Raw genomic sequence first — 15,180 nt, forward strand, 5'->3', positions numbered from 1 at the left:
CGCCGGCGCCCTGCCGCTCCCGCCGCCTCGCCGTCAGACCCGCAGGGCGGCGAGCTGCTCGGCGAACGGGACCACGGCCTGGGCGGCCGGGGCTTGCGCGCCCGGGGCGGTCTGCTCCGGCCGGGCCGAGGGGACGCGGCCGGCCAGCAGCGCGGCGAGCTCGCCGGCCGCCCGATCGATCCGCCCGGGGAGGCCGTCGGTGAGCCGGTCCCCCGCGGCGCCCCAGTCGTCGGTGGCCGCGTACACCGCGGTCGGGACGACGACCGCCCGCAGGTAGCTGAAGAGCGGCCGGACGGCGTGCTCCAGCGCCAGCGAGTGCCGGGGCGTGCCTCCGGTGGCCGCGATCAGCACCGGCTTGCCGGTGAGCGCGTCCGGGTCGATCACGTCGAAGAACGACTTGAACAGCCCGCTGTACGAGGCCGCGAAGATCGGCGTCACCGTGATCAGGCCGTCGGCGCGGGTGACCTCCTCGATCGCCTCGCGCAGCGCGGCGCCGGGGAAGCCCGTGACGAAGTTGTTCGCGATGTCGGTGGCGAGGTCGCGCAGTTCGACCACCGTCACCTCCACCGGCCGCCCGGCGGAGCCGAGCCGGCGGCTCGTCGACTCGGCGAGCCGGTCGGCGAGCAGCCGCGTCGAGGACGGCTTGCTCAGGCCGGCGCTGACCACCACCAGTCGGTACGCGGTCACTTGGTCACCTCCGTGGTCTCCTGCTGCTCCTGCTGCTGCTCGCCCTGCCGGGCGAGCTCGGCCGCGACCCGGGCCTCGTGGGTCGGCCCGTCCGGGACCTCGGCCGGGCGGCCCTTCGCGAACTCGGCGCGCAGGACCGGCACGACCTCCTCGCCGAGCAGGTCCAGCTGCTCCAGCACCGTCTTCAGCGGCAGGCCCGCGTGGTCCATCAGGAACAGCTGGCGCTGGTAGTCGCCGAAGGACTCGCGGAAGGTCAGCGTCTTCTCGATGACCTCCTGCGGGCTGCCCACGGTGAGCGGGGTCTGGTCGGTGAACTCCTCCAGCGAGGGGCCGTGCCCGTACACCGGCGCGTTGTCGAAGTACGGGCGGAACTCGCGCACCGCGTCCTGCGAGTTCTTCCGCATGAACACCTGGCCGCCGAGCCCGACGTACGCCTGTTCGGCGGTGCCGTGCCCGTAGTGGGCGTAGCGCTCCCGGTAGAGGTTGACCAGCTTCTGGAAGTGCTCCTTGGGCCAGAAGATGTTGTTCGCGAAGAAGCCGTCACCGTAGTAGGCGGCCTGCTCGGCGATCTCCGGGCTGCGGATCGAGCCGTGCCAGACGAACGGCGCGACGCCGTCCAGCGGGCGCGGGGTGGAGGTGAAGGACTGCAGCGGGGTGCGGAAGCGACCCTGCCAGTCCACCACGTCCTCGCGCCACAGCTGGTGCAGCAGCGCGTAGTTCTCGATCGCGAGCGGGATGCCCTGGCGGATGTCCTTGCCGAACCACGGGTAGACCGGGCCGGTGTTGCCGCGACCCATCATGAGGTCCACCCGGCCGTCCGCGAGGTGCTGGAGCATCGCGAAGTCCTCGGCGATCTTCACCGGGTCGTTGGTGGTGATCAGGGTGGTCGAGGTGGAGAGGATGATGCGGTCGGTCTGCGCGGCTATGTACCCGAGCATGGTCGTCGGCGAGGACGGCACGAACGGCGTGTTGTGGTGCTCGCCGGTCGCGAAGACGTCCAGGCCGACCTCCTCGGCCTTGCGTGCGATGGCGACCATCGCCTTGATCCGCTCGTGCTCGCTCGGGGTGCGGCCCGTGGTCGGGTCGGGGGTGACGTCGCCGACGGTGAAGATTCCGAACTGCATGCTGCTCACCACACTCCTGATGAATCCCGGTCGGGATCCGATCGTCAAAGTTTCAACCACCTTAGCATCGACCGTCCCGCCGATATTCCCCGAGCACCCATCTCCTCGCCCCCGACTGCCCACCGACCCCCTCCCCGGGCTGTCGAGGGCCGCCGGGGGCGGGAGCGGGGGCCGGGAAGGGAGGTCAGTCGGTGTAGGCGGGCTCGGGGATGCGGTCGGTGGGGACGGGGGTGGGGTGGGCGGGTCGGGCGCGGCGGGTACCGAGCGCCTCGGGGAGGAGGGTGAGCAGGCCCGCGACGGCGAGGCCGGCGCCCAGCCAGAGGGGCGCGCGCAGGCCCCACGCGTCGATCGCGAGGCCGCCGAACGAGGTGCTGATGATGATCCCCAGGGTGATGAAGGAGGAGTGGACGGTGTTCACCAGCGGGCGGGCGTTGCCGGTGCGCTGGACCCGGGACACCATTGCGGGGTTCATCGTGACGCCGACCAGACCGATGCCCAGCAGGAACGCGACGGCCGGCACCGGCAGGTCCGCGAAGAGCGCGAAGCCCACCAGGAAGACGGCGTTCAGCGCCAGGCCCAGGGTGAGCACGGGCACCGCGAAGCGGTCGGCGAAGCGCCCGACCACGGTGTTGCCGACGACGGTGGCCGCGCCGTACGCGACCAGCAGCAGCGGGACGGAACCGGCCGAGAAGCCGGTGACCTCGGTGAGGATCGGGTTGGCGTAGCTGAACGCGGCGAAGGTCGCGCCGATGATCAGGGTGCTGGTGGAGAAGGTCAGCCAGAGCCTGGGGTTGCGGAAGACGCCCAGTTCGGAGCGGACGGAACCGCCGCCCTCGGCATGGTCGACGTCGGACACGCCGGCGAGGGTGCAGAGCGCGGCGACCACCGTGAGCACGGCGACCGTCCAGAAGGCGGCCCGCCAGCCCAGGCGCTCCCCGATCACGGTGGCCAGCGGCAGTCCCAGCAGAGTGCCGAGCATCAGGCCGTTCATCGCGACGGCGATGGCCCGCCCACGGATCTCCGGGCGGGCGAGCTGCGCGCAGAGCGAGATCGAGACGCCGAAGAACGCCTGAGCCGCGACGCCGGTGACCACCCGGGCCACCAGCATCACCGGGTAGCCGGAGGCGGTCGCGGCGATCAGGTTCCCTGCCAGGAATATCGCGAAGAGAAGGATCAAGGCGTTCTTCTGACGCATCCTCAGGACCGTGACGGTGAGGAACGGGCCGCCGAACGACATCGCGACCGCGAAGGCCGTGATCAGGTAGCCGACCTGCGGGACGGTGACGTCGAGGCCCTCCGCCAGTTGCGGCATGAGCCCGGCGACCGCGAACTCGCTGGTGACCATCGCGAAGATGCCGAGGGCGAGGACGTACACGGCACGTGGCACGGTGTTGCTCCCAGGTGGTTTTGGATTGATCGGTTCAAAATTAGGGCAGGCGAAGCCACGGGAAGGCGGAGGGGAGGTCCGGTCGGGCGGTGACCTCAGGGGGCCAGGGCGTCGAGCGCGGTCGCGGCGACGGCTTCGAGGGCGGCCCGGTCGGCCCCGCCCTGGGCGGCGATCCGCATGCCGCCGATCACCGCGTTCAGGAACCGGGCCAGGTCGCCCGGATCCCGGCGGGAGGCGATCTCGCCCGACCGCTGCCCCGCCGCCAGCACCCCCCGGAGCGCGACCAGCCGGATCTCCTGGTCCCGGCCCACCATCGCGGCCGCCTCGGGGTCGCGCCCGGCCAGTTCGACGATGGTGTTCACGGTCAGGCAGCCGATGCTGCGCCCCTCCGGGCGCAGGGCGAACTCGGCGTCGACGATCCGCTCGAACAGGGCCCGGATCCGCGCTGCCGGGGGCAGCTCCGGGTCCTCCAGAAGGGCGATCTGCGGGATGGTCATCAGGTCGATGTAGCGGGCCAGCGCCCGCTTGAACAGGTCGCGCTTGCTGCTGAACGTGTTGTAGATGCTGCTCCGCCCGAGACCGGTCGCCGCACAGAGGTCCTGTGTGGAGGTGGCCTCGTAACCGTTCGCCCAGAACGCGCGCATCGCCGCGTCCAGCGCCCGGTCCTCGTCGAAGGTGCGCGGTCTCGCCATGGCAGCACCGTAGCTTTTTGGATCGGTCGGTGCAATACCCGGGAGCGGGCCCGCCCGGCCCACCAGCCCGCCCGGCGCGGACGGCGCGGACGGCGCGGACGGCGCGCGCGACAATGGGAGGAGTCGGGCGCGGCCGGCCCGGAGCTCCGGAAGGACGGCGAACCGATGACGGCCTACATCGAGGTGAGCGCGCTGAGCCACGAGGGCCTGGTGCGGGAACAGAACGAGGACAGCCTGGCCGTCGGGCCGTGGACCCTCTGTGCGACGGTGACCACCAATCCGCAGACCATGCTCTTCCCCGTCGGCCCGCCATGCGTGGTGGCGGTCGCCGACGGCCTCGGCGGCCACCCCGGCGGCGAGGTGGCCAGCTCCCTGGTCGCGCGGCGGCTGGCGGCGGCCGGCCCGGACCTGGTCAGCGAGGAGGCCGTCCGCGAGGCGCTCCAGGACTGCAACCGGGCGGTGTACGCGGCGGCGGCCGACGATCCGGAGCTGGCCGCGATGGGGACGACGGTCGCGGGCCTGGTGCTGCTGCCCGACGAGGCCGTGGTGTTCAACGTCGGCGACAGCCGGGTCTACCGGGTCGAGGGGACGGGGCTGCGCCGGGTCAGCGTGGACGACAGTCCGCCGCTGCAACCCGGTCGGCGCACCACCTCGCTGGTCACCCAGTCGCTCGGTGGCTCGCTCGGCCTCACCTTCGTCGAACCGCACGTGCGCCGCGCCCCGCTGGCGGTCGGCGACCGGTACCTGGTGTGCAGCGACGGGCTGACCGACCCGCTCCCGGAGGACGAGCTCTTCGCCCTGCTCGACCTCCCGCCCGACGATCCCGGACGGGCCGACGGACGGGCCGCGTTCGCACTCTGGAAGGCGGCGATCGAGGCCGGCGGCCCGGACAACATCACGCTGGCGCTGGTACGGGTCGGGGCGTGAGCGGGGTGGGACGACCACGGAGGTGCCCCCGGCGGTGCGCGTCGCGCGCCGCCGGGGGCACCCGGTGGACCCTCCGGCCGGAGCCGGCCGGCCGGTGGTTCGGCCTCAGCAGTTCGACGTCAGTGCGTCGGCGTCAGCGGTCGGACGTGGGGCCGGACGTCGGGCCGGGTCAGTACTCGGCCTTGATGTTCGCGCCGGAGAAGCCCTGCTGGCCGTAGAGGCTGACGAACACGTAGCCGGCCGGCGGGTTGGTGATGGTGAGGGTCTCGGTGTTGTTGGAGGCGTTGACGGACCGGGCGGTGTAGGCGTTGGTGTACGCCCAGCTGCCGGTGTTGAAGTACATGTCGGCGTTCCCGGTACCGCCGGTGCTGGTGAGCTTCAGCTGCTTCACGCCGGCCGGGAGGTACAGGTAGAAGTGGGTGTAGTTGCCGGTGGTCGCCGCGAGGTTGCCGCGCCGGCAGTTCTTGTCGAGCTGCCGGACGTCGGCGCCGGAGCACTCGGGCAGGCCCGCGACGGTGACGTTCTGCCGACTGCTCGCGGTGGCGCCCTTGTTGTCGGTCACCGTGAGCGTGACGGTGTAGGTGCCCGCCTTGGCGTACCACTTGGTCGGGTTGGTGGTGGTCGCCGTGGTGCCGTCGCCGAAGTCCCAGGCGCGGGCGGTGATGCTCCCGTCCGGGTCGGTCGAGCGGTCGGTGAAGGTGACGGCCAGCTCGCCGATCGCGGTGCCGAACGCGGCGGTGGGCGGCTGGTTGCCCGGCGGGTTGGTGGTGCCGCAGGAGCCGGCGGCGCAGGCGGTCAGCCAGCGGTCGAAGTCGGCGTCGAACCGGGTGCCGATGGTGCCGGTCAGGTAGCTACGGGCGCCGGCCCAGTCGCCGGAACGGTACTTGGCGAGCACGGCGTCCATGTCGGAGCGGTGCTGCTCCAGCATGTAGCGGACGGCCAGGTAGCCCCAGCGGTAGACCCGCTCGCTGTCGGAGTTGTTGTAGGTGGTGTCGAAGAGGGTGGAGAGCTTGTACGTGTGGAGGCCGGCGGCGGAGATCGCCGCGTCGTACGAGAGCTTGCGGTAGGAGTAGGAGACGTACTCGGCGAAGCCCTCGACCCACCAGACGGTCGGGGTGGTCATGCCGGCGTTGAAGTCGCCGTACATGTCGAACCGGCCGTCGAGGTAGTGGGTGTACTCGTGGTTGAGGTTCCAGATCTGGAATTCCGGGCGGGCCCAGTCGGCCTCGTAGGCGAGGAAGCGCGGCTGGTTGCCGGCCTCGGCGGGCTTGCCCTCCAGGTACATGCCGCCGTTGTTGGTGTCGATGCCGTAGACGCTGGCCGCGAACACCCCGTAGTCGAACCGGGAGTGGAAGACCACGACCTCGATCGTGGTGTTCCTGTCGTCGGCCACCGGGCCGTTGTCCTTCGCCACCGCGTGGAAGTACGCGTCCTGGGCGGTCAGGCTGGAGCAGGCGGTGCCGAGCTGGCCGGAGTCCAGGGCCTGGGCGATGATGCGGATGCTCGGGCTGCAGGTGTAGTTGACCGTCAGGACGGCCGACTTGAGCCGGTTCGCCGAGTCACAGGTGCCGTAGTAGGAGCAGTTGCCCGGGTCGAAGGCCTCGGCCATCTCCGCGGCTGCCGCCCACTGGTAGGCGGTGCGGCCGGACGGCGAGGACTGGTCGGCCAGGCCCTTCTCCAGCGGCCGGACCTTGGCCTTGAGCGGCGCGTACTGCAGGAAGCGGCCGAGCTCGCGGGTCGCGTTGTACACCAGGAAGCTGTAGTCGCCGCCGAGTTGCGCGTTGTTGGCGGTGACGAAGGAGTACATCGTGTCGAGCACGCTCGGGTCCGCCTGGACCGCAGCGGCGAAGCCGGCCGTCTGGTGGCCGCGCCAGAGCACGGTGAAGACGCTGTTGAGCGCGTTGCCCATGCCCGCGGGGTTGTGGGTGGTGGCGTCGTAGGCGCCCAACAGGCGCTTGACGACCGGGAGGTAGCGGACGTTCTCCTGCGCGCTGTCGATCAGGGTGATCGCCTCGCCGAGCGTCGCGGCGTTGGCGGCGGTGACGTCACGCGAGTGGGCGCTGCCGAAGAAGGCGTCCAGCGCGGGCCGGATCGCGTTCTGCAGGGCGGTGCCGTAGGTGCCGACGTCGGACGCGTGGTACCACTGCACGAAGTAGCCGGCGCGCAGGTAGAGCACCAGCTGGGCGGTGGAGGTGGAGTTGTCGCCCGGGTAGGCGGCGGCGGTGTCGCGCAGGGCGTTCGCCACGGTGACCATCTGGGACTCGCGGAAGGCCCCGCTCGCGTCCCCTCCCGTGAGGACGAACAGGTCGTTGATGCAGCCGAGTTCGGCGCTCTTGATCGTCTGGACCAGGGCGCTGCCGGTGCGGCCGGTGAAGTCGGACACGTTGCAGGGCTGCTCGGCGGCCGCGGCCGCGCCCTCGCCGAAGCTCTTGGCGAGAGCGCTGTTCTTGGCGGCCTTCGACCCGCTGTCGGCCGCCTTGTCGGGCGCGGTCGTCGAGAACGGGGCGCGCTCGCGCGCGGGCACCGGCCGGTTCTTGCCGTGGTCGTCGGGCGTCTCACCGATGGCCGGCTGGGGGGCCGGGTCGGTGGGGGCGGCCGAGGCTGCGGGCGAGCCGCCGCCGGGCTGCGGCGAGGCCGGGGCGGGGGCGGCCTGGCTGCGCGGCGCGAACAGTCCGACCGACAGGAGCAGCGCCAGGGCCAGCGTCAACAGCCTGGCGAGACGGGGTATTTGGTGCAGAGGGCGTGCGGCTCTCACGTGGGGGCCTCCGGGCCTGGTCAGCCGCGTTGGGGGCGCGGCCGGTGGGGGGGTGAGGACCGTTGCGACGGCGCCGTGGGGCGGCCCCGTCGAGCACCGGTGGGGAGTGTGACATGTACAATGGCACACATCACATGACGAGGGGAAGGCCTCGGAACGGACGAAAAGCGAACGGCCGCGTCCGCGTGGAGTTCCGTGCGCGGACGCGGCCTTGGCCCGGCCGGGGCGCGGCCCTGGGCGACGGCGGGCCGGGTCGCACCGGGCCGCCGAGGGCACCCGGGCCGGCGCCGGGGTACCTGATTGGCGGGGCGCCGGATTGACGGGGCACCGGTTCCGGCGGGTGACCCGGCGCCCGGCATCCGCCCTAGAGTCCGGCCGGTCCCGCCAGGCGTTCCAGCGGGAACGGCGGTTGGGCCGGCGGTCGGGTGGCCATCCTGAGCAGGAGCAGCGGACTGTCGTCCCCGGCGGTCCGGTTGGCGCTCAACTCGTCGCAGGCCGTGCAGCGGTGGATGATGACCCACTCCCCCGCACCGCGCACCGAGATCGAGATCGGTTCCATCCGGGCCCGGCACTCGGACGCCCGGTCGCCGGGGACGCGGTCGTCGAGGTGCAGGCTGAACAGGCAGTTCGGGCAGTGGTTCCGGTGTGCGGTGCCCGGCGCGCGCAGCGGTACGTCCAGCCGGCAGTTCCGGCAGCGGAACGACTCGGCGGCGCGGCCGGCCGGCTCGCCGGAGCGCCGGCCGGCGCGGCGGTCGGACGGGTCCGGGCGGGCGTCGGCACGGGAACGGGCATGGCTGTGGGTTTGGAACTCCGCGTACTCGGCGGAGAGTTCGAGGTGGTCGGTGCGGTGTTCGAGGCGGTCACGGTGTCGTCGGGACACGTCGGGTGGCTCCCTGCGGGATGCGGTCAGAACGGTCGGCCCAGGATGAGGTGAGCGCCGTCCGTCCGCCCCGGAGGCGGAACCGCGGTCGGGTCAGACCGGCCGAGTGGCGGCCGGTCCGGGCGATGCGGGCTCCGTCCGGGACGTACGAAGAGCGCTCGCTGTCGACCTGGGCACAAACCCACCACTTTCATCACGTCACAGGGGACCGTCGCCGGTCGCGACACGCGCGGACACGGCAGGGGCCGCCGGTCGGTCGACCGGCGGCCCCTACTGAAGCCCGGCGGCTCAGGCCCTCGCAACCGGTTTTCCGGTGCACGGCCGCGAACCGCGGTGGTGCGGGTCCGTCACTTGCGCACGAGCAGAACGATGCCGGCCGTCACCAGGCCGACCACGACGGCGGCGGCACCGTACAGCAGTCGGTGCGAGCGCACCACGGGCAGGTAGCGGTCCACGGCGTAGCGGCCCGGGCCGGTCAGTGCGAGCGCGGCGGCGACAGCGATCAGCAGCAGCTCGTACTCGCTGCCGCCCTTCGCCGCGAAGAAGTTGCCGCTCCAGGTGACGGCGAGGGCGTTGAGCATGGTGCCGAGGATCGCCGCCGCGGCCAGCGGGGTCAGCAGGCCGACGACGAGAGCGAGTCCGCCGCCGACCTCGGTGAGGCCGGCCACGACGGCCATGGCCTTGGGCGCGGGGTAGCCGCTCACCTCGAAGAACCGACCGGTGCCGTCGAGACCCCCGCCACCGAACCAGCCGAACAGCTTCTGGACGCCGTGGGCGGCCATGGTCAGGCCGAGCGCCACGCGCAGCAGCAGCAGGCCGGCGTCGTAGGCGTGCGGAGAGGTCGCTCCGAACTCGGGGATCGCCCGGGCGGAAGCGGAGGTGGTGGTGGGGGCGGTCGTGCTCGGGCTGCTGCTCGGCATGCGCGTCTCCATCGATGGGGGGTCGGTCGGTCGGTCGAGGAAGCTGGTTGTTCAAATTCGAACCAGCGCTGTTCGACCGTACCTGGAAGTTTGAATTTGAACAACCGGCGGGACGGGGAAATTTGGCGGGGGCGGGTCAAGGAGTGGTGCAGACCGGCGCGCAGTGGCGCGCGACGGGGCGGACCCGGAGCAGCCCGGCGGGGCGGACCCGGCTGCCGACCCGGAGCAGCCCGGCGGGGCGGGCCCGGCGGGCCCCGCCGAGGGTCCTGCCACCGGACCACCGGCGCGCGTCCCCGGGCGCGACAGGGCAGGGTGGAGGTATGGCTCATCGCAGGGAACACCGGGCGGCGGCACGGCAGGACACCCCTTACGCCGAGGCGCTGGCCGCGTTCGGCGACCGGCTGCGGCTGGTCACCCCCGACCAGTGGGACGCGCCCACACCGTGCGCCGACTGGTCCGTCCGGGACCTGGTCAACCACCTCACGGCCGAGCAGCTCTGGGTGCCCGAGATGCTGATGGGCTCGACGACCTCGGAGGTCGGCGGCCGCTTCGACGGCGACGTGCTCGGAACCGATCCCGTCGCCACGTGGACGGCCGCCGCCGAAGCCTCCCGGGACGCGTTCGCCCTTCCCGGGACCACGGAGCTCACCGTCCACCTGTCCTTCGGCGACGTCTCCGGTCAGTACTACCTGGATCAGCTCACCGCCGACGCCGTCGTGCACACCTGGGACCTCGCCGAGGGCATCCGCCACCGCACCCGGCTGCCCGCCGGCCTGGTGGAGTTCGCGCTCGGCGAGTACACCGGCTACGGCGACCTGTCCGGCAGCGGCCTCTTCGACCCCCCGCTCCCGGTCCCGGACGACGCCGACCCGCAGGCCCGCATGCTCGCCCTCACCGGGCGCCGGGACCACCCCTGACCCGAGGGGTCGCCACGGGAACGCCGCCCTGCGCGTCCGTGTCGGGGCCCCCGGCCCGCACCCCTGACCTGCACTTCCGCCGAGGGGCGTCCGGACACCTGCCGCGACGCCGGATACTGGAGATGTCGGACACATCGGACGAGAACGTACTGGACCGGACAAGACCGGACAGGAGGCGGGCGCACCATGAGCCGCAGGCCGGACATCCTGGACGAGTTCACCGCGGAGCACCGAGCGGTGGAAGAACTGCTCGCCCGGATCGAGGCCGCCGGGCCCGGACAGCCGTCCGAACCGTCCCCGACCCCGGCGACGACGGGGACCGCAGGTGCCACGGACGAGACGGGGGCGGCCCGGGCGCCGGCGGAGGCGCCCGAGGCGGCCCCCGGATCGGGGTCCGCCGGATCGGCGGCGCCCCCGGGCCTGCCCGACGAGCCGGTCGGTCTCCTCACCGACCTGCTGTTCAGCCACTGCGCCGCGGAGGAGGAGCACCTGTTCCCGGTGGTCCAGCACGACGTGCCGGACGGTGGCGCACTGGTCTTCCAGTGCATCCACGACCACCTCGCGATCGGCCAGTACCTCGCCGACCTCCAGGCCCTTCCCCCCGGCGATCCGACCTCCGGCACTCTGCTGAACGGACTCACCGAGCTGCTCCGCCGACACCTCGCGACGGAGGAGAGGCAGCTCTACCCGGCCGCCCGCAAGGCCCTGCCGCCCGGGGCCCGGGCCGCACTCGCCGAACGGCTGCGGGCCACCCGGGAGGAGGTCGCCCGGAACCTCGGCGGGGCCTCGCCCGACGGCGTCAGCGCTTCGGGCTGATCACCGCGAACCGGCCGCCCTCCGGGTCCTGGAGCCGCGCGACCCGCCCGTAGGGCGAGTCGAAGGCCGGACCGATCGCCGTCCCGCCCAGCGCCTCCGCCCCGAGCAGCGCGGCATCGGTGTCCGGCACCGAGAACGACACCTCCCAGTGCGGGCGCATTCCGGTCGGACCGCCCGCCTGTTCACTGGCGAGCGCGGCGACGCTGTGCCCCTCCGCCCGCAGCACCACCCGGTCGTGCTCCCAGCGCACCTCGAACCGCTCCGGGTCCCGGCCGTCCCAGCGGAACACCTCGCCGTAGAAGAGCGCGGCCGCGAACGGGTCGGGCGTGCGCAGCTCGATCCAGACCGGGGCGCCCGGCAGGTCCAGCTGCCGGGCCCGGCCCGGCGGGCCCTCCCAGATCCCGAACAGCGCGCCCGCCGGGTCCGCCGCGAACGCCACCCGGCCGGCGTCGAAGGCGAGCGGGCCGACGGCGAGCGTCGCCCCGCGCTCGCGGACCGCGTCGGCGGCGGCATCGGCACTCTCGGTGCCGAAGAAGCTGGTCCACGCGACGGACATGTCCCAGTCGCCGCCCGCCACACCGAGTCCGGCGACCGCCTCCCCGCCGGCCACCGCGTGCACGTACGGGCCGAAACGATCCGGCGCCGGCTCGAACTCCCACCCCAACAGCGGTCCGTAGAACGCCTTGGCCGCGTCGAGATCGCGCGCCACCAGGCTCACCCAGCACGGAACGGCCGCTACACAGCGCACCGCGGCCGTTGCCTCACCGCTGCCCATCGCGTACCTCCTGGTCCCGGCCGCCGGGCCCCTCCCGACTCGCACGGCCGACCGGCCGCCCGGGCGAGTTCAGCCTAGGCCGACGAGGCGACCCCGGCGCGGCACGGCACGCAGGGCGGCGCGGGTGCGGGCCGCCGCGCGCGCCGCACACGGGCGCCGCCACGGCGGAGCGCGGAGGTTGACGGCCGGGCGGGTGGCCGCTGCGGCGGTCGGCGGTTCCGGCGGGCGCGGGGCGGGGGCGGGTCAGAGCTCGGGCGCCCCCTCGAAGCCGTCGTGGCCCGCTCCCGGTGCGGTCAGGGCGAGCCAGCCGTGGCCACGGACCGGGGTCTCGGCGGTGATGGCGGCAGGGTCGACGGACAGGCCCGCCGCAGCCGCGCTGATCGACGTGACCCGCGAGGCGTTGGGCCCGGCGTCGTCGTCATCGTCGTCATCGTCGTCCGCCTCCCCCTCGGAACCGGCCGCGCCGGGCAGCGACTCCCACGGGAACGGCTCCCCCGTCCACTCCGGATCGTCGGCGCGCCAGTAGCCCCGGACCAGCGCGCCGTGCTCGGCGGCCGCCCAGATGACGGAGTCGGCGAACGGGTCCTGGAAGAAGACCTGGGCCTTGCCGCAGGCGGCGCTCAGGCGTTCGACGACGTCGTACGGCCACCAGGTCGTCTCCCGCAGCGGAGACTCCGCGTAGATCAGACGCCACCCCGCGTACTCGGGCGTGACGAACACCCGGTGCACCGGCTCCGGGGTGTCCTTCTCGTCGTCCTCCTGCGCGGCCAGGCCGTACCGGACGGTGACGGGTATCCGGTCGTGCAGACCGAGGACCGTGAACGCCTCCTCGTACGTCTCGCCGGGGACCGCGAGCCACCAGTGGTCCGGCAACGGGCCCGGCCGCTCGGCGGCGAACGCCCGGCGGGCCGTCTCCGCGAGGCCGGTGGCATCCGCGCCGGACGCGGCCCGGGCGGCCAGGACGTCGACCAGTGCGGCGAGTGCCTCGGGGGCGGGGACGGCTGCGATCACGGTGCTCATGCCGGCGACGTTAGCCCAGGGGTCTGACACTCCGTCGCCCGGGCGGGCGGGCCGGTGACCAGCCGGCCCTCCGCCATCGTGACGACCGCGTCCGCCAGCGCGCCGACGGCGGCCAGGTCGTGGGAGATGAAGAGCAGCGCGAGGCCGGTGCGGTCCCGCCGCTCGGCGAGACGGGCGAGGATCGCCGTCCGGGTGTCGGCGTCCAGCCCCGAGGTGATCTCGTCGCAGACCAGCACAGCCGGGTCGACGACCAGCGCCCTGGCCAGGGCGGCCCGTTGCAACTCGCCGCCGGAGAGTCCGGCGGGCGGTCGGGACGCCTTCGCCGGGTCCAGGCCCAGCGCGGCCAGCAGGGTCCTGGCCTCGTCGGCGGCCTCGGCGGACGAGCGGCCGCGGAGGCGGACGGCCGCCCGGGCCACCTGGTCGAGAACCGGGCGGTGGTCCGCGAACGTGCTCCTGGCGTCCTGGAACACGTACTGGACGGCCGACAGCCCCCGCCGCCCCCGGCGCCGGACGCTGCGCGGCAACGGCTCGCCGTCGAGCCGGACGGAACCGTCGTGACGCGGGTGCAGCCCGGCCAGGCAGCGCCCCAGGGTGGTCTTGCCGCTGCCGGAGCGGCCGACCAGAGCGAGGCACTCCCCCGCCCGCAGCGTCAGGCCGACGTCGTGCAGGACCGCCGCGCCCCCGGGGTGCCGGGCGGTGAGTCCGGTGACGGAGAGGCGGACCGGCCCCGGCTCCGGTCGGTCGGACCGCGACGGCGCCGACGGGGCCTGCTCCTCGGCGGCCGGCAGGACGTCCGCGGGCGGACCGGTCCGCACCGTCCGGCCCGCCTCCAGGACCACCACCTCGTCCGCCAGTTCCCGCACGGTGCGCAGGTCGTGGCTGAGGAGCAGCAGTCCGGTGCCGCGCGCGACGAGTCGGCCGAACAACGCGGCGACCCGGGCCGCCGTCCCCGGGTCCTGGCCGGTGGTGGGCTCGTCGGCGACGATCACCCGGGCGCCGGTCAGCAGCGCCTGGGCGAGTACCACGCGCTGTTGCTGGCCGCCGGACAGTTGGTGCGGGTACCGGCTCAACACCCCCTCCACGTCGGCCAGTTCAGCGTCCATCAGGGCACGTCGGACGGCCTCCGGGCCGCCGCCGTGCACCCGGGCGAGGTCGCGCAGCAGCACGCCGACCCGGCGGGCCGGGTTGAGCACCGTGGCGGGGTGCTGCGGCACGTGGCCGACGCGCACGGCGCCGGGGCCCGGGGCGCCGGGCCGCCCGGTGCCCGGCATCCCGCCGGTGACCGTGCCGGTCACCCGCGCGCCGTCCGGGTACACGCCGAGCAGGGCGAGCGCCGTGGTCGTCTTGCCGCTGCCGGACGGGCCGACCAGCGCGGTCACCCGGCCGGGCCGGACCCGAAGGCTGACGCCGTCCACCAGCGTCCGCCCGCCGACCGCGACACCCAGGCGGTCCACCCTCACCAGCTCCGGTTCGGTCACCGTCGGACCTCCTTCCCGCCCGCCCGGTGCAGGGCGGCGTCGAACAGCAGATTGGTGCCGGTGGAGAGCCCGGCCACGAGCAGCGCCGGAACGACGACCGCCCAGGGCTGGAGGAAGAGTCCCGGCCGGTTGCGGTCGACCATCACCGCCCAGTCGGCGGCGTCCGGTTGCACGCCCACGCCGAGGAAGGCCGCCGTGGCGACCAGGTAGAGCGCGCCGACCAGTCGAGTCCCGGCGTCGGCGGCGACCGTACGACGGATCGTCCGGGTGACCTGGTCGAACGCGATCCGCCACCACGACTCGCCGTGCAACCGCAACGCCTCCACGACCGGCCGGGCCGCCGCCTCCACCGCCGCCGCGTGCACCACCCGGGCGACGTCGGGCACCGCCGCCACCCCGACCAGCAGGGCGAGCCCGCCCGGACCGGGTTCCAGCGCGGTGGCGACCAGCAGCACCAGCAGCAGCGAGGGCACCGCGATCAGCACGTCCAGCGGCCGCAGCAGCACCTCCTCCCACCAGGCCCGCCCGGTCAGCGCGGCGGCCAGCGCGAGCGGCAGCGCCAGCGCGTACGCGAGCACCGTCGCCGCGATCGCCACCAGCACCACCGACCGGCCGCCGAGCAGGACTTGGCGCCAGACGTCACGGCCGGTGAAGTCGGTGCCCAGCCAGTGCCCGCCGCCCGCCGTGAACGACACCGCGCGCGGCCCCGGCTCCCCGGCGACCAGCGGTCCGGCCAGGGCGATCAGCAGCGGCACGGCGATCAGCGCCGTACCGAAGGCGTACTTCCTCACTCCGTCGCCTC

The 15,180-nt window shown here is 73.7% G+C and carries 14 protein-coding genes; 3 read left to right on the top strand and 11 right to left on the bottom strand.

Annotated features, from left to right (window positions below):
• Nucleotides 1-33: 33 nt before the first annotated feature.
• From PUR61_RS16665 to PUR61_RS16680, 4 genes are all read right to left on the bottom strand, one after another.
• On the bottom strand, nt 34-687 hold the full coding sequence (locus PUR61_RS16665) for an FMN reductase (protein WP_329879631.1): 654 nt from the start codon (nt 685-687) through the stop codon (nt 34-36).
• The gene (locus tag PUR61_RS16670; RefSeq protein ID WP_329879654.1) at nt 684-1,811 is read right to left on the bottom strand and encodes an LLM class flavin-dependent oxidoreductase; all 1,128 of its coding nucleotides are present in this window, start codon (nt 1,809-1,811) and stop codon (nt 684-686) included. Before PUR61_RS16670 ends, PUR61_RS16665 begins: the two co-directional genes overlap by 4 nt.
• 184 nt (nt 1,812-1,995) lie before the next feature.
• The gene (locus PUR61_RS16675) at nt 1,996-3,198 is read right to left on the bottom strand and encodes an MFS transporter (RefSeq protein ID WP_329879632.1); all 1,203 of its coding nucleotides are present in this window, start codon (nt 3,196-3,198) and stop codon (nt 1,996-1,998) included.
• A gap of 95 nt (nt 3,199-3,293) precedes the next feature.
• Entirely contained in the window at nt 3,294-3,890 is a 597-nt protein-coding gene (locus PUR61_RS16680; RefSeq protein ID WP_329879633.1) for a TetR/AcrR family transcriptional regulator, read from the bottom strand.
• 165 nt (nt 3,891-4,055) lie between these two features.
• On the opposite strand from PUR61_RS16680, the gene PUR61_RS16685 reads away from it, so the two are divergent.
• Entirely contained in the window at nt 4,056-4,817 is a 762-nt protein-coding gene (locus PUR61_RS16685; RefSeq protein ID WP_329879634.1) for a PP2C family protein-serine/threonine phosphatase, read from the top strand.
• A gap of 169 nt (nt 4,818-4,986) precedes the next feature.
• Here the strand turns inward: PUR61_RS16685 and PUR61_RS16690 are convergent, their stop codons facing one another.
• The 3 genes from PUR61_RS16690 to PUR61_RS16700 form a co-directional block, all read right to left on the bottom strand.
• On the bottom strand, nt 4,987-7,572 hold the full coding sequence (locus tag PUR61_RS16690; RefSeq protein WP_329879635.1) for a collagenase: 2,586 nt from the start codon (nt 7,570-7,572) through the stop codon (nt 4,987-4,989).
• A 364-nt stretch (nt 7,573-7,936) separates the two neighbouring features.
• Nucleotides 7,937-8,452 carry an RNHCP domain-containing protein gene (locus PUR61_RS16695; RefSeq protein ID WP_329879636.1) on the bottom strand — a complete coding sequence of 172 codons (516 nt, stop codon included), beginning with the start codon at nt 8,450-8,452 and terminating at the stop codon, nt 7,937-7,939.
• Between the two features lie 347 nt (nt 8,453-8,799).
• Nucleotides 8,800-9,372, bottom strand: a complete 573-nt coding sequence (locus tag PUR61_RS16700) for a DoxX family protein (protein ID WP_329879637.1) — start codon at nt 9,370-9,372, stop codon at nt 8,800-8,802.
• A 320-nt stretch (nt 9,373-9,692) separates the two neighbouring features.
• Here PUR61_RS16700 and PUR61_RS16705 point away from each other — a divergent pair, with 320 nt between their 5' ends.
• Nucleotides 9,693-10,289, top strand: a complete 597-nt coding sequence (locus PUR61_RS16705; protein WP_329879638.1) for a TIGR03086 family metal-binding protein — start codon at nt 9,693-9,695, stop codon at nt 10,287-10,289.
• Nucleotides 10,290-10,475: 186 nt separating this feature from the next.
• A complete protein-coding gene (locus PUR61_RS16710) occupies nt 10,476-11,105 on the top strand; it encodes a hemerythrin domain-containing protein (RefSeq protein WP_329879639.1) in 630 nt (209 codons plus the stop codon).
• On the opposite strand, the gene PUR61_RS16715 is transcribed toward PUR61_RS16710, so the two are convergent.
• The 4 genes from PUR61_RS16715 to PUR61_RS16730 form a co-directional block, all read right to left on the bottom strand.
• On the bottom strand, nt 11,089-11,880 hold the full coding sequence (locus PUR61_RS16715) for a VOC family protein (RefSeq protein WP_329879640.1): 792 nt from the start codon (nt 11,878-11,880) through the stop codon (nt 11,089-11,091). The two genes, PUR61_RS16710 and PUR61_RS16715, sit on opposite strands and share 17 nt — an antisense overlap.
• Nucleotides 11,881-12,123: 243 nt before the next feature.
• Nucleotides 12,124-12,900, bottom strand: coding sequence for a hypothetical protein (locus tag PUR61_RS16720; RefSeq protein ID WP_329879641.1), 777 nt, complete (start codon nt 12,898-12,900; stop codon nt 12,124-12,126).
• A complete protein-coding gene (locus tag PUR61_RS16725) occupies nt 12,897-14,378 on the bottom strand; it encodes an ABC transporter ATP-binding protein (protein ID WP_329879642.1) in 1,482 nt (493 codons plus the stop codon). Before PUR61_RS16725 ends, PUR61_RS16720 begins: the two co-directional genes overlap by 4 nt.
• Nucleotides 14,375-15,169, bottom strand: a complete 795-nt coding sequence (locus PUR61_RS16730; protein WP_329879643.1) for an ABC transporter permease subunit — start codon at nt 15,167-15,169, stop codon at nt 14,375-14,377. The genes PUR61_RS16725 and PUR61_RS16730 overlap by 4 nt, the downstream gene beginning before the upstream one ends.
• Nucleotides 15,170-15,180: the final 11 nt, after the last annotated feature.

Origin of the sequence: Streptomyces sp. BE20 (genome assembly GCF_036322525.1) — a bacterium.
Lineage (GTDB): Bacteria > Actinomycetota > Actinomycetes > Streptomycetales > Streptomycetaceae > Kitasatospora.